Annotated in this window: 14 protein-coding genes and 2 pseudogenes; 12 read left to right on the top strand and 4 right to left on the bottom strand. The window is 61.6% G+C overall.

The genetic code is table 11. The features are described from left to right. Positions 1-1,141: 1,141 nt before the first annotated feature. On the top strand, positions 1,142-1,483 hold the full coding sequence (locus AC5ZG5_RS43980) for an H-NS family nucleoid-associated regulatory protein (protein ID WP_456671300.1): 342 nt from the start codon (positions 1,142-1,144) through the stop codon (positions 1,481-1,483). Between the two features lie 158 nt (positions 1,484-1,641). Continuing rightward, complete coding sequence (locus tag AC5ZG5_RS43975; protein ID WP_456646860.1) at positions 1,642-1,821, top strand: hypothetical protein; 180 nt, start codon at positions 1,642-1,644, stop codon at positions 1,819-1,821. A gap of 1,184 nt (positions 1,822-3,005) precedes the next feature. Here AC5ZG5_RS43975 and AC5ZG5_RS43970 read toward each other — a convergent pair. Next, positions 3,006-3,248, bottom strand: a complete 243-nt coding sequence (locus AC5ZG5_RS43970) for a DUF6088 family protein (protein WP_456646861.1) — start codon at positions 3,246-3,248, stop codon at positions 3,006-3,008. A 273-nt stretch (positions 3,249-3,521) separates the two neighbouring features. Beyond that, positions 3,522-4,013 (bottom strand): hypothetical protein, encoded by a 492-nt coding sequence (locus tag AC5ZG5_RS43965; protein WP_456646862.1) that lies wholly within the window; start codon positions 4,011-4,013, stop codon positions 3,522-3,524. A 259-nt stretch (positions 4,014-4,272) separates the two neighbouring features. On the opposite strand from AC5ZG5_RS43965, the gene AC5ZG5_RS43960 reads away from it, so the two are divergent. The 3 genes and pseudogenes from AC5ZG5_RS43960 to AC5ZG5_RS43950 form a co-directional block, all read left to right on the top strand. Beyond that, on the top strand, positions 4,273-5,655 hold the full coding sequence (locus AC5ZG5_RS43960; protein WP_456646863.1) for a Wadjet anti-phage system protein JetA family protein: 1,383 nt from the start codon (positions 4,273-4,275) through the stop codon (positions 5,653-5,655). Positions 5,656-5,741: 86 nt separating this feature from the next. Then, a complete protein-coding gene (locus AC5ZG5_RS43955) occupies positions 5,742-6,329 on the top strand; it encodes a DUF4194 domain-containing protein (RefSeq protein ID WP_456646864.1) in 588 nt (195 codons plus the stop codon). Beyond that, positions 6,326-6,478: pseudogene (locus tag AC5ZG5_RS43950) on the top strand (ATP-binding protein); the annotation flags it as partial. The gene AC5ZG5_RS43955 and the pseudogene AC5ZG5_RS43950, both read left to right, overlap by 4 nt. A gap of 168 nt (positions 6,479-6,646) precedes the next feature. On the opposite strand, the gene AC5ZG5_RS43945 reads toward AC5ZG5_RS43950, so the two are convergent. Then, positions 6,647-7,243, bottom strand: coding sequence for a hypothetical protein (locus tag AC5ZG5_RS43945; RefSeq protein WP_456646873.1), 597 nt, complete (start codon positions 7,241-7,243; stop codon positions 6,647-6,649). 228 nt (positions 7,244-7,471) lie between these two features. On the opposite strand from AC5ZG5_RS43945, the gene AC5ZG5_RS43940 reads away from it, so the two are divergent. The 7 genes from AC5ZG5_RS43940 to AC5ZG5_RS43910 all read left to right on the top strand — a co-directional run bounded on the left by AC5ZG5_RS43940 (position 7,472) and on the right by AC5ZG5_RS43910 (position 17,039). After that, positions 7,472-9,847: an SbcC/MukB-like Walker B domain-containing protein gene (locus AC5ZG5_RS43940; RefSeq protein ID WP_456646872.1), complete on the top strand. Its 2,376-nt coding sequence runs from the start codon at positions 7,472-7,474 to the stop codon at positions 9,845-9,847. Further along, a complete protein-coding gene (locus AC5ZG5_RS43935; protein ID WP_496165536.1) occupies positions 9,747-11,057 on the top strand; it encodes a Wadjet anti-phage system protein JetD domain-containing protein in 1,311 nt (436 codons plus the stop codon). The genes AC5ZG5_RS43940 and AC5ZG5_RS43935 overlap by 101 nt, the downstream gene beginning before the upstream one ends. After that, complete coding sequence (locus AC5ZG5_RS43930) at positions 11,054-12,274, top strand: PD-(D/E)XK nuclease family protein (protein WP_456646866.1); 1,221 nt, start codon at positions 11,054-11,056, stop codon at positions 12,272-12,274. The genes AC5ZG5_RS43935 and AC5ZG5_RS43930 overlap by 4 nt, the downstream gene beginning before the upstream one ends. Positions 12,275-12,395: 121 nt before the next feature. Continuing rightward, a complete protein-coding gene (locus tag AC5ZG5_RS43925) occupies positions 12,396-13,709 on the top strand; it encodes a PD-(D/E)XK nuclease family protein (RefSeq protein ID WP_496165535.1) in 1,314 nt (437 codons plus the stop codon). Beyond that, positions 13,706-14,188 carry a UvrD-helicase domain-containing protein gene (locus AC5ZG5_RS43920; RefSeq protein WP_456646868.1) on the top strand — a complete coding sequence of 161 codons (483 nt, stop codon included), beginning with the start codon at positions 13,706-13,708 and terminating at the stop codon, positions 14,186-14,188. The genes AC5ZG5_RS43925 and AC5ZG5_RS43920 overlap by 4 nt, the downstream gene beginning before the upstream one ends. An 8-nt stretch (positions 14,189-14,196) precedes the next feature. After that, on the top strand, positions 14,197-16,455 hold the full coding sequence (locus tag AC5ZG5_RS43915) for a UvrD-helicase domain-containing protein (RefSeq protein WP_456646869.1): 2,259 nt from the start codon (positions 14,197-14,199) through the stop codon (positions 16,453-16,455). Next, on the top strand, positions 16,452-17,039 hold the full coding sequence (locus tag AC5ZG5_RS43910; RefSeq protein WP_456646870.1) for a PD-(D/E)XK nuclease family protein: 588 nt from the start codon (positions 16,452-16,454) through the stop codon (positions 17,037-17,039). The genes AC5ZG5_RS43915 and AC5ZG5_RS43910 overlap by 4 nt, the downstream gene beginning before the upstream one ends. Here the strand turns inward: AC5ZG5_RS43910 and AC5ZG5_RS43905 are convergent. Further along, positions 17,001-17,228 (bottom strand): annotated as a pseudogene (locus tag AC5ZG5_RS43905) (DNA-binding protein). The gene AC5ZG5_RS43910 and the pseudogene AC5ZG5_RS43905 sit on opposite strands and share 39 nt — an antisense overlap. Positions 17,229-17,524: the final 296 nt, after the last annotated feature.

The raw sequence follows: 17,524 nt of genomic DNA, 5'->3' as shown, positions 1-17,524 counted from the left end.
TCTTCATGGTCCGCTCCGTTTATCAAAACGGAACGGCATCCGCACCACCTAAGCCGCTGGTCCAAAATCCGGGGTCCACTTCAAAACAGCTTGGTGGCAGGGGAGCGCCCCATTGCTGGGGGCCGATTACTTCTATGTGACCGAGGCCCTTAAGCCCTCGACCGCATTGGGAAAAACATAGTCCGTCGCATGCTGTCGCCGGAGCCGCCACCACCGCGTCGAAATTGGCAAAGCCGCCGAAGCTCTTCAGCTGCTTGAGCTCGATGTTCTCGGCGGTGAGGGCGAGGCCAACATAGCCCGATTCGTCGTCCCTCCCGTTCAGGACCACGACCGCGATTGGGCCAGTATAGTTTGAAGTGAGAAATGCCCGGGGTGGCCGTATAGGTGTGGCCGCTACAACTAAGCGAAGCCGAAGTGATCTGGCAGTTCGATTCATTGGCTTGCGCGATCACGAGTCTCGCCCCGATGTTGTCGTTAGCATCGGTGCCCTGAATGTTGGAGATAATCTGTGTCGTCACGAAGGCGGCGGCATCGTATGTACTGGCCGCGAGCCGATCGGGGCCGTCGGGGTTGGGGAAGGGTCCCCACAGGCGCCGTGAAATTCAAATAGTGTAACGATCAGACGGAGCTGCGGACGCAGAAGGCGTCAATGATGGTACTTTGCTTGGTGAGGGGATGGTGGCCGTTCGTGTGCATTTCAAGAAATCGAGCGCTATTTAGTAACGTGGTATCTGCGGTCGTGCCGTGAAGGCTGGCCCCAGCGCTGGGCCTCGGGTGCCAACACCGGGAAGCACCGGTATTCACGCCATTTGCGTTCCTGATTGGTGGACTATTGCGGGGAAAAAGGACTAAAATACCAGCATTGCGTGTGTGCAGGGGGCAAGTGAGGCAGAACGTCCGAACCTCAAAGAGACAACGGCTGATTTTGCAGCAGTGCGCGCCCGATCTACGCGAACAGTTTGCCGAGCTGCTTTGGCTCAGAGAGCAGGTCAGACGGGCGGAAACTCTAGATCCCGAAAAGCTCCTAGCGGAATTCAAAGCTCACCGGGAACAGATGACGACCAAAGCTAGCCGGGTGATACATTAGCATCGTCGCCGGGCTGGACGAACGTCGTGAAACGAGCCCAACTGGAGCGGATGAATGTTGATGACCTCCGGACGTTGCACGTTGAGGTCTCTTAAGTCTTGCAGGAGAAATCCAGCAGGAAAGCTGTGCTTAGACGAGCGCCTGAAATTGGAATCAGCGAGTCGTCATGCCCGCCGGCATCGCCAAAATACCGAATCCGATCAGCCGTCAGAGGTCTGGACAGGTCGAGGCAAGCAACCGCGGTGGTTGGTCGCGCAGTCGAAGCTGGGAGATCGTCTCGACGACTTAGAGTTCAGCCGCAGAGCTAACGCAATCCGGACAGGTAGCGAGGATGATCAGCCGTATCCTGCGCCGCGGCGGGCCTCCATAGGCGTCTGCGGCGTGCGTGGTGCTTGACACCGCGCAGTGATCGGACCGCGTGCGGCTATCGGACTTGCAGCCGCGGTTCGTTTCCCAGGTTTGCGGCCGCCGCGGCGGCAACATCAGGCCGCTGTTTTTCCTTTCATCCGATCAAGCGGATTCGACACCTTTCCTCAGACAAATCGGAGGTTGTCGTGTCAAGCCGTAAGCCGTCGCAAATTACCGCGCTTGGGGCGTGGCATGCGGCCCTCACCGGCAATCTCGTCGAACTTGCTCTTGCCCACGCCGATGTAGCGGGCATCTGTGAGCTGCTCGCCAGGCTCTCGCGCGGCCATGACCTGGCCAGGGCATTGAAGTACATCGTAAAGCGATGAACGAGCTTCACTCTCTTCCTTGAGAATGGCGCGCGCGTCTCTGGGTTCAGCCCTGGCCCGAGCCGATGTCAGAGGAGGAGAGGGCGGTCCTGTTCGTAAAGCGGCGGAGAACACTACCAACCAACAGCAGCACGCTGCGCGTGAGGAGGAAGATGCCGCTTGGCGCCAGCGACAGAAAGATCTCTTCGGAGAATGACCGAGGGGCCGGCCCTGCGACCGCCCAGCCCCCATCCGCTACGGCAAACCAACTGACGAACGACGCTGGCACTGAGCAGCCAATAGAAGAAATTGAACGAGGCGCTCACGCTGAAATGCGAGTTCCGGCACAACCGGCAGGTCTGCGTTGGCTTCCGCGGCGAATGGGGGCCAGCGCGCGGCGCGGCCTGTATTGAGTGGCCCAGGGCCGGTCTTAAGGCTCTGCAGGACCGAAAGGCTACCCAGCGGCACGCGGAATTGGAGCTTCGCCGTAAAAGGCTTGGATCGCGCGATGTCAGACAGCGACCGCCATCCGGACCGGCCATCTGAAGACGGAAAAAGAGGAAACCACGATCTCGTGGGACGCCCCCCGCATGAATGGCCAACAATCAGTGCGTGCACAGCGATCAAGATTCGCGCATTTTTTGGCCGACCGAAGATGGCGTTCTGTTAATGTTCTGGAATGAGCGACGAATTGTCTCCGAGCCCAACTTCAAAACAAGCGGGCAAGCTCCCGCCGTCCGGCTTCATGAGAAAGCTTTGGCCTGAGTACTACTCAGACACCTAGGACCGCGCATCTTACGTTCTCAATAATGCGACGCTCGAATATCACCTCGACACAATCACCCAGCGCAACCAGACCCGCGACTTCGAGGTTTGAGTGCATGGATTGCGGTCTTCGTCTTACAGTTTTCGGATATAGTCGACGAGGACGAATGCCGGCATCAGCTTCGATGAGCGGCTTCAAAAACGGCAGCATCCATGTCGGGAGAGCCGACAGAGCCGACATGCCGGCAGTGAGATCGGTTTGAGCGGCGGCCCCGCGGTGGAATCCTCAAAAAGCTTGGCAGCTTGCGCTTGACTTGATCGCTCTCGCCTTCACGAGCCAAGAGATGGCGCGGCCAATGAAGCGCTTGGACGACGCGCATGCCGCCTCGCCCGGCCGGATCAGCGTGCTGGCTGCGCTCCGACGAAAGGTGATCGTCGCGTTAGCGAGCTTGATCGCGCCGACGGGCGTCGGTGTGCACCACGATTTTAGCCGGGGCGGCGTCAGTCAGGGCCAGATCGTTCGGCGCGGTCATGCCGTCGAAAAGCGTCCGCGCTTGGTCACGTCGTCCAACGGGGTTGATGACCGAGCGCGGATCGGCGGGTAGGTTCTGGGTGAGCTTGTTGAACCGGGGCTGATCGTAAAGCCCGCGGTCGATCCGCCTGAGGGGTTCGGCCTTCGTCACCCGCTGCAGCGTCTTATCGACGGCGTCCGGCGAGGCGAGGTCGACGAAGTCACTGAGCTTTCAGATTTTGTGCGGCGTCGCATGGATGCGCTCGAGCATGGCTGTCTTGAGAGATCGGGCGAGTGGCGGATCATGTCCGAAATTGTAGTTCTTTTCGGACAGAGGACACATGACCTGTCCGAAATACATATACAAAATTTCGCACGCCGCGACCGTTTCGCCGGTCCGGACGCATGCTTGACTTCCACGTGGGCGTCTCACGAATGCTCGCACTCAGCGTGGGCGGGAGCCTGAGGAGGTCACGCCGCGCGCGCGAGCCTTTTGCTGACCGCCGGGTGCTTTCGTCTTAAAGGTCCCGATTTCCCCAACTAAGGCCTCAATCCGGTTTTGCAAGCTGCGGATTTCGTCCCGGTCTTCACGCCGATTGCGTTCGAAGCTGTCGATCATGCGCTGTGCGGCGCGAAGATCGCTTTCCGCATTGCGCAGAGCCGATTGCAGGCTTCCGAGATTCTGCGCAAGGTCGGCCTTCTCTTTGTCGAGCTTCTTCACAACCCGATCTATCTCTTCGCGCTGAGCTTCGGCTTCGGCCAGCCTTCCGGAGGAGGCCCGCGCCTCCATCTCGAGACCTTCGATCTGCTGACGCAGCCTTGCTGTTTCCTCCCGCGCGGGATTGGCCGCCCCGGCGAGTGCGCTTGCAAAATACCTGCCGACAACCGATAGGATCTGCTGGGAAGTCTGTGCGGTCACCTGCTTCAACTCGCGCACCAGCGTCTGCGGCAGGCCGGAGGGTGGGTGGCGGGCGGCTCCTGCCGCGGCAGTTTCGTGATGACGGCCTTGATCCGGCTCACATTGCCCCCTCCCAACCGCATCCGCAATGGATTGATTTCCCCGCCCTCTGCAATCAATGCTTGCACGGCCGCCACAATTTCGGAATCCGTATATTTCTGCGGACGGGGCATGGAGCCATTTGTTCGATTTGTGTTAACTTATCCTATAGCCGGCCATGGCCTGTTGGAAGAGCAAGATGAGCTTTCTTGATGTCATTCCTCACACGCTGTTTCGCATGCTGTCCTCGTCGGCGCATGTCCGCAACGTCGCGGTCCTCGAAACCATCTTTGAGCAGTTCTTCGATGACTTTGCGTTCGCACCCAAAAAAGCCGAGGTGTTGCAGCTCATTCGGCAAGTCTTGGACAATCCGGACTTCCGGACCATCACTGACGAGGACGAGGTCAACCCCACCCCAGAAACGGCCGAGCACGTCGTCTATGGCCGCTTGCGCGACGACGGCTGGATTATGGAGGTGGCGAACCGAAAGGCCACCGAGGTCTACATGCCTCGCGAGGCTCACGCTCTGTTCTCCTCTCTAATTACACTCAAAGAGGAGCTTAAGGTCGATATCTCGGCTGAGGCCAGCCTGATCGACAGCGGCGTCATCGCAGCCTACCAGGACCCTGCTGGCAAAGTCATGAACATCGCCAGTGCGCGCCGCCAGGCCGTGCAGCTGCGGCGCTCGATTGACGGCGTCCTGACGTCGCTTCACCGCATTGAGGAGAATCTCATGCGGTCCGAAGGCTTGGCGGATTTATTGGCCAAGTTCATGGAGCGCTTCGTCGAGAAGATCCTGTTGGAGAACTACCGCGCGCTTAAGGCATCTGCATACAACCCGATGCGCTTCCAGCGCAGCATCCAGACGAACACCGAGCGGTTTATCAATGATGAGGGTCAGATTGCACGCGCCGCCGTCGCGCTTGCGGATCAAGGATTGGTCGCCGACATCACCACGGCCGCATCCCAAATCATCCAGGATCTGACGCGAATCCGTGACGTGTTCGCTAATCTCGGAGAAAAACTCGATGTCATTGACCGCTTTTCGCACAGGCTTGAGCGCCGGATCGCCACCACCGTGCGCTACCAGGAGACGGCGCGAAACGTCCGGGAAGAGCGGTTGCGCGACGCCATCCGGCTCACCTTTGCGCAATGGAGCTGTGGCAAGACCGAATCCGTGACGCCACTCGTGGACATCCCGGTTCCCTATTCGACCGCTACCCTAGCGCTGCCCAAGAAGGCGCGCGAACCCGTCGAACCCCAGACCCGCCAGCCGAAGATGGTTGATCCCGCCGACGTCATGCGCGAGCAGATGATCGACGCCTACGTCGCCGCCATGGACGTCAGCCCGCATGCGGTCGCCGAACGCATGCGGATGCTGATGCCGGACGATGGTAGCTTCTTCGACCTCGACCAGTTTGAGCCGCAATCGGCGCGCGACATTGCGATTCTGTACGAGGCGCGGGCCGGCGCACTCGCATCGAACCCCGAGTTCGAGGTCCGTCCGAACGCTTCTCGCACCACAAACCGATTTGTTTCCGGACCCGGCGTCCTGCTGCGCCGCAGGCAGGCCAGAGCATGACCTACTTCTCGCGGTGGGCGACCAGGCAAGCCGCCCAGGATCCCAATTTCAGCGCCGAGCAGCTAACGGAGACGGCCAATCGGCTCTTGCATCGGCAGTTCGTCGCTCGTGGTGACTTCGGCGGTGCAGCTCACTTCGACCGCATCGCGAGCAACCTCGACTACTTCAAGGACCTGTTCGCGAGCTTCGGCTTCAGATTCATCTTCAACGATACTTGGGGCTATGGCGGATATGTCAGTCCGGTCGCCTACAACAATGCGCGGGTGCCGACCCAAGAAACCATCGTTCTCCTTTGTCTTCGCCTGCTTTACAATGAAGGTGCCGAGAAGGGCTATTTCGTCGACTCGAGTGCGCAGATCCTTGTCGAAGAAGAGGAGATTCAGACCGTCTTCTCCTCGATGGGATCTCGAACCCTCAAGCCGGGCGAATTGCGGTCCATTCTGACAACGTTCAAGCGCAAAGGTCTGGTCGCGTTCGATCAGAACCATTCTCTTCAAGTTTCAGCCGACGTCCTCATCCGCCCCACCATCACCGAGGTGGTCGATGGCTCATTCTTGGCCCGCATCGAAGTCTGGGCGGGCCAGTCGGTCCGCGCGGATGCCGAGACGATCGATAGCGGAGATGACGCCGCAGACGACAACTCAGACAGTGACCCGGAGACATCGCCATCATGATTCCGGCTTTCGTGTTGCGGAACATCGCAACCGTCAATTTCTACCTCTACGCGCAGGATTTCCCCATTGCTGATCGCGGCAATGCTGTCTTCCTCGGTGGAAACGGGTCCGGCAAGTCGGTTCTACTCGACGCCGTCCAGATTGTCATGACGGGCATGAACAGGCGTTACCTCGACCTCAACAGTCGTGTCTCGGAGGGAGGGCGCAGCACCAGAACGGTACGCGAGGCCTGTCTCGGCCTTCTCGACGACGGAGAAGGATATCAGCGAGATGCCTGTCTGACATACATCGCCTTGGGATTCGAGGCCTCCGACGGGTCACGTCGTTGCACGGCCGGCGTCTGTCTCGAGGCCAAAGCGTCCCTCAGCGAGGAGAACGTCCTTGGCCTCTTCATCGTCGAGGGCGAGATCCTTCGTTTCGCCGATTTCGTCCATCCGAAGCCCAAGGGCTTTGAAGAGAAGGCGTGGCAAACCTTCCTCGATGAGCAACGGCGCAAAGGCCGCGACATTCAGACCTTTCAGCGACAGAAAAGCCAGGCGTTCTTGCGGCATCTCTACGCGATTATCAACGCGAATGCTCGCGGGACTCAGCTCGATCCGGATCGTGCACGCGCCGCGCTGCGGCAGGCGCTTTCGTTTGATATCGGGCAAATCACGAGCGTCACCGAATTCGTCAAACGCTTTCTGCTCGATGATCTCCCGATCGAAATCGAGACCTTTCAAGCGCGCTACAACACCTGGCGCGACATGCAGAAAACCATCGCGCGTGTCGAAGCGGAGATCAAGACTGTCGAGACGATCCGCTCCGCATGCGAGCGCGTCATGGAGGACCAGTTCAACAGCAGGATGTGGAGCTACGCTGCCCAACGTGCGGAATACGATCGATACGGCGCCGTTATTGCCAAACAGCGCCAAGAGATCGCTGCGATGCAGGAGCAGCTCGACAGCACGAGATCTTATCAGGAGAGGCTCGAGGAAACGATCGAGCAGATCCGGCGCCGATTGGAGACACTCAAGGACCAGATCGACGGAACGCCAGCGTATAAGCAGATCGAGAAAGCTCTGGCCGAAAAGAACAGCCAGGATGCCATCCGGAAGGCCGGCAATATCGAGGCAAAGTCGATTTTCGATGCCCTCAGTGCGTTGCGCGAAGCCGCGACCAGCTCCGCGCTTCCAAGCAATTTTGCGAGCATCGCAGATTTTGCATCGCGCCTGACGTCTAGCCTACTCGGCGTCTACGAGGTCACCTGGCCCAAATCCCCCAAGCACATCGCGACTGTCGTGGCGGCCGTGCCCCAGCTATCGGACGCCCGCCTCCAGCTCGACCAGCGCTACCAGAACGCCGCTGCTGCCAAGGCAAGCCTTGCGAAGGAATTCGAGGAGCAAGAGCGCATTCTGAAGAATCTGCAGTCGGGCGGCACCTACATGTCCAAGGACACGCAGGACTTCTTGGCCGACATGGCGAAGATGCGTGTGCCGGCGCAAAGCCTGTCGGAAGTCGCCGACATCGCACCGGCCATTTCGGAATGGCGCGCTATCATCGAATCGATCCTCGGTGACTGGGCCGACGCCGTCATCATCGAGCCGCGCTTTATGGATCAGGCTTATCGTCATTTTGACAGTAACTACAAGGCAACGAAGGCGAAGCTGATCCAATCGGAGAACATGCTGCCACAAGATCAGAATGTCCGGCCGGACACTCTGGCCGAGGCGGTCGTCACGGACAATCTGTATGCGCGCGCGTTCCTCAACGTGCGGCTCGGCCGGATCATTCGCGCGCGCTCGGCAAATGATATCCGCAAGGGCGATCTGGCCGCATCGGCCGATGGCAAGTACGCCCATGGTCGCGGCATCGAGTATCGCCAGCTCAAGCAGATTCCCCGCTTGGGCAAGTCCGTGCGCGATCAGCAGATCGCCCAACTCACTCTACAGCAGCGAGAGCTCGAGACGAAGCTGCATGCGGCACGCGAGAGTGAACGCCGATCATTCGCCGTTCTCGAGGCCATCAAGCGCGCAGAGTCCACTCTGATCACCAACCGCGACGGCGCGATGCAGCTGCTCGAGAAAATCGAAGCCGCCGACCGTGAGAGCCAGCGGCAGACGGAGCTCATTCGCGACCTCGAGGCCGAATTGCCGCAGGGCGTGATGGAGGAAAAGCGTGAGATCGAGCAATTGCTCGCCCAATACAAGCAGGAAAGGAAAGAAGAGGAGGATAAAGAAAAAGACCTGATCGGCGCGATCGGAAAACGACAAGGTGCCGTGGATGAGAACACAAAGAGTGCAAAAGTAGCCGCCGAACGGGCTCGCGAGGCATTTCCGCCGTTCGAGCGTCGACGGCGGAGGCACGATCCTCCCATTGGCCTTGAAGCCTTTGCCCGGCGCGCCCGTGCCGCGTACTTAAAGGAGCGCGCCGTTCGAGATCATCCTGCCAAAGTCCGCATTCATTTTGAATCCCTCCTCAAGGACAAGGCGCCGACCCAGCGCGTCGCGAGGCTCAATGCCGCGATCCAAGACTACGTGCAGGCGAATCCGGATCAGTATCCGGGCTTCGAGTGGACTGAGTTCGTCGCGACCGAGCAAACGACAACCGTCTACGACTGGATCGACTTGCGACATCGCGAGCTGACCCAAACGATCTTGCGCAATTTCAAGAATCAGGTCGACAAAGCCGTCGCCGCCCTGGTCGAGACCATGGTGCATGACTTCCTGAGCCGCCTTAGGGCCAACATCGACGCGGTCGATCGCATCAAGGACGATCTGAACCGAGCGCTGCGCAGCAGGGTCTTTATGGGCGAGGTCTACCAGATCCGGCAAGAGCGTGATCAGGACAAGGAGACGGTCCGCTATTTAATCGATCGGCTCGACATCGTGGCGCCGAAAGCGACCGCGCTGATGCAGACCAATCCGGATCCAAATGATCCCGATCAGGTGAAAATCAAGGAGCTGATCGAAATGCTCACGGTGGAGAACGGTGATGATGCGCAGCATCGCCGCCGGCTCCGCGAACTTGCGGACTATCGGAGTTACTTTCGTTTTAGCATCGACATCTGCGATCCGGAAAACGGCTATCGCAAGATTTCCGACCTTGAGCAGCGCCGCGGCAAAGCCAGTGGAGGACAGAAGTTCGTTCCGTTCTACATCTGCCTCGGAGTTGCAGCGGCCTCCGCCTACTTCAATCATCTCGGTGGCAGCAAGGATGCACCACCACAATCTGCGCTGTTGCTAATGGACGAGGCGTTCGAGAAGCTCGATCCCGACAACATCTACAAGATCATTCAGTTCTATCACGGTCTCGGACTGCAGCTCGTCATGGCAGCGCCGAAAACCCACCAGGCGCTCTACCAGGAAACTTTCGATACCTTGATCTCCATTATTCGGGTAGGCCGCGCGATTAAGGCGACGCCGCAGCACTTCCATCGTGACGCGCACGCGCTTCTGCAGAGGGAGAACCCGATGCATAAGCCGCGCAGCTACTTCGAGGAACGCGTCCTCGAGGAGCGGAGAGATGCAGCAGAATAGCCAGAATCCCGCCGAGGCGCTGCTCAACCTGCTGCTCGACCGCTTCGAGGCGCCGCGTGCACGTGTGCGCGATATTACACAACCGATCGATTACACCACGGTCGGCGGTCCAGCCGCTCAGGACGATTTCCACCGCGTCCTCCGCGATGCGGAGCGCACTGGCGGTATCGCCTTGGAGCAGGCGCGTCTTGGCCGGTTTACGGGTGAGTTTGCACGCATTCGTCTGATCGATCCAGACCGGCTGTATGCGTTTTTGGTGAGAGCGCCGGCAACCACGATTGCGGACAACGCGCATCAGCTCATCAGTGCCGCGATTCCGCAGATTCTTGCAGAACCGTACTTCCGGGACATCGAACAGGAAGCGATCGACGCCTGGAAGGCCAACAAGAGCTTTCTCGGCCTCTCACCGGCACAAGCCGAGACGTTGATTGTCGTCCTCAAGTTGTCGCATGGCATTATGCACCTGTCGGGCGGCGATGTCGATCACCGCACATTCTCGCGGCGAATTGTGAAGGACAGTAAAGCGCTGGAGCGCTCGGAGGGGCGAGTGGCGCAACTGCTCAAGCGGCACGATCCGGGTCTGGCCGGCGAGGAGCCGCGCGAAATCCTGGAAGCCAGCGGTATCGTTCGCCGCGCGCATCTCCTGCAGGTCAAAGGTCCGCTTCGTTTGTCATCAGAGGCACTGCGGATCGGTGGTACCGGTGACATCTTCATCGGTTTGCCATGGGAGGCGGTCCGGCAGGCGACGTTGGCCCACACGGTCGAGTACATCATCACCATCGAGAATCCGACCAGCTTTTGGCGCTACAGTACGGAGGTCGCAGGCAACTATCTCGCCCTTCTGACTGACGGATTTCCGGCCCGCGATGTCCTGTCGAGCATGGCGCACCTCGTTGGCGTCGCCCGCCGCATGGCCTCAGATACCCCGCTGTATCATTGGGGAGACATCGACGCCGGGGGACTGCGAATAGCGGCGCATCTCGAGGACACATTCGGGCTTCGGCTTCGCCTGCATCAAATGGATGCGGCGCTGGCGGCATCGCTGGGGTCGCGACTGCAATCGCGCAAGGGGCTCGAGCGGCTCGCAGGGCGACCCGGGGAAATCGGCGAACTGGCTCGCTGGCTTGGAACCGAGGGCGCAAAAATGTTGGAGCAGGAAGAACTCGACCCAGAGGCCCCAATCCTCGCTGTGAACGCGCCCCATCCATGAAGCGTCGTACAATCATCGTCGAGGGGCCGCTCGCGTTCCGCATGCGCCGGATCGTTGCTGCCCGGCGCGCCGAGGCCGGCGTGCAAATCATGACCTTGCCCCAGCTTGCCGCGCGCTTGGCGGGCGGCTTTGCGCGGCCGGCGCGCTCGCAGGATTTCGATCCCGTCATCCGAATGGCGCTCGAGGCAGGCGGCTTTGTCGATCTGGAGAGCATCCGCGAGCTTCCGGGCATGACGCGGTCCGTTGCCTGGACACTCTCTCGCGCGTGGAACGCCGACTTCGCCCTGACGGACCGCGTCGATGGCAGCGCCCGACTCCAGGACCTTGCGAGGATTGAGAGCCACGTCCGCGCCCATCTGCCCGCCGGCATTCTGACCCCTCGTGACCTGCGCGATCTCGCCCTGCAGCGCGTGGGCCTTGCGCCTGTGGCTCTCGGCGATGTCGAGCTCGATCGCGTCGTCCGCGTGCCGCCGGTGTGGCGACCGCTCTTGAACGCACTTGCCCGATGGGTTCGGCTCACCTGGGGCGATCCTGGCACAACCGATGTCGCCTGGTTCCCTGGCGAGGTCGACGTGCAGGCGCGACCGGACCCGGCCGCGGCCGAGATCGTCTCGTGTGCCGCGCCGCGTGCCGAAGTCGTCGAGGCGCTGCGCTGGCTGCGCGAGCTCGTATCCTCCGGCCGCGCCCGCCCGGAAGAAATCGCCATCTGCGCCACAGCGACAGAGCAATGGGACAACGACATGCTGGTCCTCGCGACCGACGCGGACCTGCCCTTACACTTCTCACATGGCGTGCCAGCGCTAGCCTCACGTGAAGGCCAGGCCTGCGCTGCGCTCGCCGATGTACTGCTGAACGGGCTCAGCCAAGATCGTGTGCGCCGGCTCTTTGGGCACGCGGCCGGACGTGGCCGCGGACTTGAAGATCTTCCGCCGACCTGGGCGCAGGGCCTGCAGCCCGGTGCCGCGCTATTCGAGCTCGATCAGTGGCGGCGCGCGCTCGATGACGCGCATCATCGCCGCACCGATGGGATCGATGTTCGTCCCCTGCTGCTTCCAGTCCTCGAACGTCTCACCGGGGGGACCACAGGCCGCTACGGCGGCCGGCGAGCTGTTGCTCGGCACTGGGGCGCGGGCGCTCTGGACGGAGGCGCTCCGCCGCGCGCCGCCAGAGGCGCTGGAATTCTCGTTGCAGGAGCTGCGAGTTCCCGACCACCGTGACCCCGGCGCCTGTGCTGTCTGGTGCCCCGCAAGCCATCTTGCTGCCGCGCCTCGCCCTTGGGTCCGGCTGCTCGGGATGACCACACGATCCTGGCCCCGCCGCACGCGTGAAGATCCGCTCATGCCGGCGCACCTCGTGCCGCGCGAGGCATTCGACACCGATCCGATCAGCGACCAGGATCGTCGCGCCTTCGACGTGATCACCGCCCAGGCAATTGGCGGATGCGTACTCTCGCACAGCCGCCGCAACGCTCAAGGCGGTCTTCAGGCAGCAAGCCCGCTCGTGCCGCATAACCAGACCACCGTCGTGCTGAAACACGGGCGCATCCCAGGCCACGCCTTCAGCGAAGTTGACCGGTTGATGGCGAGACCGGAAGACGCGGCGGATATCCCCGCGATCGCCGCCGCCGACGCCTGTTGGCGAAATTGGGCAAAGCCCACCCTGACACGTCATGACGGCCAGGTGCGCGCCGCTGATCCGATCATCGTGCGGGCGATCGATCAGATCCAGTCGGCAACCTCAATGCGCCTCATGTTGCGCGACCCATTGGCCTTCGTCTGGCGCTATGCACTTGGTTGGCAGTCGCTCGTCGAAGACGAACAGCCGCTCTCGCTCGATGCACGCGCCTATGGCGAGCTCGTCCACGACCTTTTGAAACGCGCTGTCGATGCGCTCGAACCCGACCCGGGCTATGGGCGGGCCACGCCGCTTGAGATTGAGGGTGCGCTTGATGCCGCTTTGGCGGCGATCAGCGTCCAATGGCCGCTTGCGCGCTCCGTACCGCCCCCGCTCTTATGGCAGCACACGCTCGCCGCGGCGCGCAATCTCGCACTCAAAGCCCTGACACTCGATGAGGCCTTTCAGCCGAGCACCCGCAGCTGGACGGAATTGGCTTTCGGCCGCGACGAAGACGACGCGGCCGCCGCCGACCTGCTCTGGCGGCCTACGGCGCAAGTGATGATCCCCGGCACCAATGTGCGTATCCGGGGCAGCATCGATCGTCTCGACTTCAATAGCGTCCGCAACGGCGTGCGCGTCTCCGATTACAAGACGGGTGCAGAGCCGCCGAAGGCTGGCGACATCGTGCTCGGGGGCGGCGCCGAACTGCAGCGCGTGCTCTATGCGCTCGCGGCACGTCAGCTCGTGCCGGACAATCCGCGCATCATTGCCCGCCTGGTCTTCCTCGGCGACGATAAACCGAAGCCTTACAGGCTCCCCAACGTGGACCAGGCCATCGTCGATATTAGCGCTCATGTCTTGGCCGCTGCCGATCTCCTGCGCCGGGGCGTGACCTTGCCCGGTCCGGATGCGCGTGAGGGGTGGAACGAATACCGCTTGGCATTGCCGGCTGCGTCGGCGATCTATTTCCAGGTTAAGCAGGCGGCGCTCGCCAGGGCGTTCGGCGACTTCGCCCGCATCTGGAGCGCGCGATGACAAAACTGGCTGATCACGCGGCGCGCCTGCGAGCGCTGACGGACATAGGCTCGACGTTGCTCGTCGAAGCCGCAGCCGGTACGGGTAAGACAGCGCTTATGGCAGGGCGCGTGACGATGCTGCTCGCGCACGGTGCCGAACCGGGCTCGATCGCAGCCATCACCTTTACCGAGCTTGCCGCGAGCGCCCTCGGCGCGCGCGTCCATCGCTATGTCGACGAGCTCCTCGCCGGGCGCGTGCCGGAGCCGCTACGGCCAGCCTTACCCGAGGGCCTGAACAAGGCTCAACATGCCGCCTTGTCGGCGGCTGCTGGCAAGCTCGACGAGCTGACCGCCACGACGATTCATGCCTTCTGTCAGATCATTATAGGCAGCTACGCGGTCGAGGCCGATATCGATCCGGCGCGCGCATTCTCGATGCAGCACAAGCCGAGGCCACCTTCGAGGCGGTGTTCGAACAGTGGTTCAGGCGTCGGCTGAACGGACCGTTGCGGGCAGATGACCCCATCGCAACCCTATCCCGGTACGATCCGCGTCACGTCGTCGAGACCCTGCAGGCGCTGGCGCGCTTTCGGCTGGAGCATCGTGATGCGCGGCCGCCGACTGCCGATCTGAGCGGCCGGCCCGACATCGATCTCGTCGAAGCGGTCGGGGACTTCCGGCGATGGCTCTGGGCACAGCCGCCCGAGCCCAAGACGCTCGAGCTGATCGAACAGCTCGAGGCGCTCGCAGGCCACTTCGCAAATAGCTTCGCGACGCAGCCCGCCTTCGAGACGCTCTGGCGGCTCGCTCATCCGGTACGCTTGCCCTGCATGCGGCGCCATACCTTCGATCTGTTGACGCCTCGCACGAAAACAGCCTGGGAGAAGGTCGCGGGCAGGGAACGCGGCGCCAAGCTCAACGAGGAGGCGAGCCGCCATTTTGCGTGGGTGGATCACTGCTACCGCGTGATCCTCGGCCGTATTGCCAATGCTCTCGTCGCCAAGCTCTCTGGCGAACTTGACGAAGTGCTGGCCGATTACACCGCCTTCAAGCGCGCGGCGGCCGTCCTCGATTTCGACGATCTTCTGGAGCGGGCACGCTCGCTTGTGCGCCGCTACGACGCCGTGCGTCGGGCGCTCGGACGCCGCTATCGCCACATCTTCGTCGACGAATTCCAGGACAGCGATCCGATTCAGGCGGAGATCCTGTTTCGGATCGCCGCTGAGGACAACGCACCGCGCTGGCAGGATTGCCCCCTGCGCGCTGGGGCGCTTTTCATGGTCGGTGATCCCAAGCAATCGATCTACCGCTTCCGTGGCGCTGACGTGGGCTCCTATGGCGAGGCGCGCGGCGCCATCGGGCGGCGCTGGCCGGACAACGTTGTCCAGATCACGGCCAATTTCCGCTCCCGCCCCGCGATCCTGACGCACGTCAATCGTTGTTTCGCAGCTCCGCTTTCCGGAAAGGGGCAGCCAGGTTATGTCGCGCTCGCCCCGACAATTGATCCGCCAGACCACGAATTGCCGTGCGCCGCCAAGATCACGATCGAGATGCCGCCCGATCCGCGCCCGGCACAGATCCGCGACGCCGAGGCCGAGTCGGTCGCCGATCTCTGCGCCCGATTAATCGGGAATGTGAACATCCGCAACGATAACGGCGATCTTGTGCCGCTCGCTCCGGGCGGCATCGCGCTCTTGGCGCCGACCGGCGCGGAGCTCTGGCGCTATGAGCGTGCACTTGAAGCTCGCGGGCTGCCGATCGCCTCCCAGGCCGGGAAGGGATTTTTCCGACGCCAGGAGGTACAGGACTTCGTCGCGCTTGCGCGCGTGCTGGTCGACGCCCGGGATTCTCTCGCCTTTGGCGCCTTGCTTCGGGGGCCCCTGGTTGGACTAACCGAAGAAGAGTTGCTGGACATCACGGCCGCCTTGCCGCCGCACGAGGAGCGCCCCGACGCCATCCCGCGCTTCTCGCTGATGACAGACGCCGATCACGTGATCCATCCGACAGCGCGGCGCATATTGCTGATCCTGCAGGATCTGCATGGTCGCGCACGGGCGACCACACCGGCGCTGCTGCTCGCGGAAGCCGCCGAACGGCTGATGGTGCGACCGATCCTGGCTGCGCGGGAAGGCGATCGGAGCGCGCGGGCAGCCGCCAACATCGAAGCGGTGCTCGAGCGGGCGAGACCCTATGGTCTCAGAGGCCTCAAACGGTTCGTCCGGGACATCAGCCGTGGCTGGCATATCGGCGCGGCCTACAACGAAGGCCGTGTCGATGCCGAAGGCGATGCGATCGAACTCATCACGATCCACAGCGCCAAAGGACTCGAATGGCCTGTGGTAATCCCGATCAACTCTGCCACGTTGCTGCGCTCGCGCGAGCCGTTCGTGCACCGATCCGACGATGACACCCTACACTGGCTGATCAACTCCTTGCTGCCCTTGAGACCGACGACCAAAGCCTCATGCGCGAGCGTGAAAGGCTCTGGTATGTGGCCTGCACCCGCGCCCGTGAGCTCCTCATTGTTCCGGAATTGCCGCAAGCCGAACGCAGATCCTGGGCACGAGTCGTCGATATGGCATGGAACGAGTTGCCTACGCTCGATTTGTCACGCATGTCGGGAAGACCAAGCACGGCGAGCGCTGAGCCACGCAACACGCAAACAGCCGAGCTGTTCGCCGCCGAGCACCGTGTCATCGAAGCGGCCGCGGTTCCGCTCACCTGGATTCGGCCCAGCGACCATGATCCGGACCGGATGCCGATGACTGACGCGATCGCACTCGAACAGAGCGATTGCCCCGAGGTTGAGATACCGGTCGGTGCGGGCCATGTTCGCGGACTTCTCCTGCACAAGCTCATGGAGGAAGTGTTGACCGGCGAACTGGCCGAGGACGTCGAGCGGTTCGCCGCCCGTGCTCGCGAACTGCTCGCGGAACTGGTCGTGGAGCCGGGCGAAACCACCATCCTTCCCGATGCCAATGAAATCGCCGCGACCGCATGGCGAACCTTACAACTGCCCGACATCGCCGCGTTGCGTGAACGGCTGATTCCTGAGTGGCCGGTCTACGCCCTGCTTAAGGATCGGTCTACGCCCGAGGCGCTCGCCGGCCGGATCGACGCCATCGCCTATGATGGCGATCGTGCCGACATTGTTATCGATTGGAAAAGCGATGTTGATCCGTCCGAAAGACATGCGCGTCCATGCGGGACAGCTTCAGGATTACCTTCGGGTCACGGGCGCGCCTCGCGGCGCATTGGTCTATATGACGCCCGGGATCGTTCGCTGGGTAACGGCTCGCGAGCTGCGCCATTAGGCTCCATTGGCTCGGTCGAGCGATGTTTTCGATAACCGGCACGTGACAAGATTGCTTTTGTCCCACGCCTTAAGCTCATCGAGCGGATACAGCACGGCTTTACCAATCTTGATGTAAGCGTTGTCCAATTCACAGAGGTCGCCAGTTGCGCAGGGTCCGGACGGAGATCTCGCCACGATAATATGCCGACACTTCTCACACGTCAGGAATTTTGTGTCGGACATAAATTCTCCTGGCGGCTGACAGTCAGACGATGCAATCGATCGTCTAAATATTGTCCGAAGACATGACCAGCAAGCGACTCAGCAAGAGTCCATTCGCCTGGTCGCATCTCGGCTGACGTTCGGCAGTGAGCCCCGTGGTGTGGTCGCAATGATGCAGCGCGCCGGAAATACCGAGGATGCACACACCGTCGATGCATTTCGAAGGTACGGCCTCATCGGCTAGTACCTCTACACAGAGGTTTTGACTGATTGGTTTGGGATTTCCAAGACGGGGAGCTGTTCAGGAGGGACCAGCA

It is taken from the genome of Bradyrhizobium sp. Ses1, assembly GCF_059512365.1.
Note: the sequence above shows the minus strand (reverse complement) of the source record. Positions and strands in the feature narration are given on the sequence as shown.

Excerpts from the sequence above, each read along its gene's own strand:
- AC5ZG5_RS43960 (WP_456646863.1), top strand. The coding sequence starts at position 4,273 with ATGAGCTTTCTTGATGTCATTCCTCACACGCTGTTTCGCATGCTGTCC.
- AC5ZG5_RS43925 (WP_496165535.1), top strand. The coding sequence starts at position 12,396 with ATGCCGGCGCACCTCGTGCCGCGCGAGGCATTCGACACCGATCCGATC.
- AC5ZG5_RS43980 (WP_456671300.1), top strand. The coding sequence starts at position 1,142 with ATGTTGATGACCTCCGGACGTTGCACGTTGAGGTCTCTTAAGTCTTGC.
- AC5ZG5_RS43920 (WP_456646868.1), top strand. The coding sequence starts at position 13,706 with ATGACAAAACTGGCTGATCACGCGGCGCGCCTGCGAGCGCTGACGGAC.
- AC5ZG5_RS43930 (WP_456646866.1), top strand. The coding sequence starts at position 11,054 with ATGAAGCGTCGTACAATCATCGTCGAGGGGCCGCTCGCGTTCCGCATG.
- AC5ZG5_RS43910 (WP_456646870.1), top strand. The coding sequence starts at position 16,452 with ATGACTGACGCGATCGCACTCGAACAGAGCGATTGCCCCGAGGTTGAG.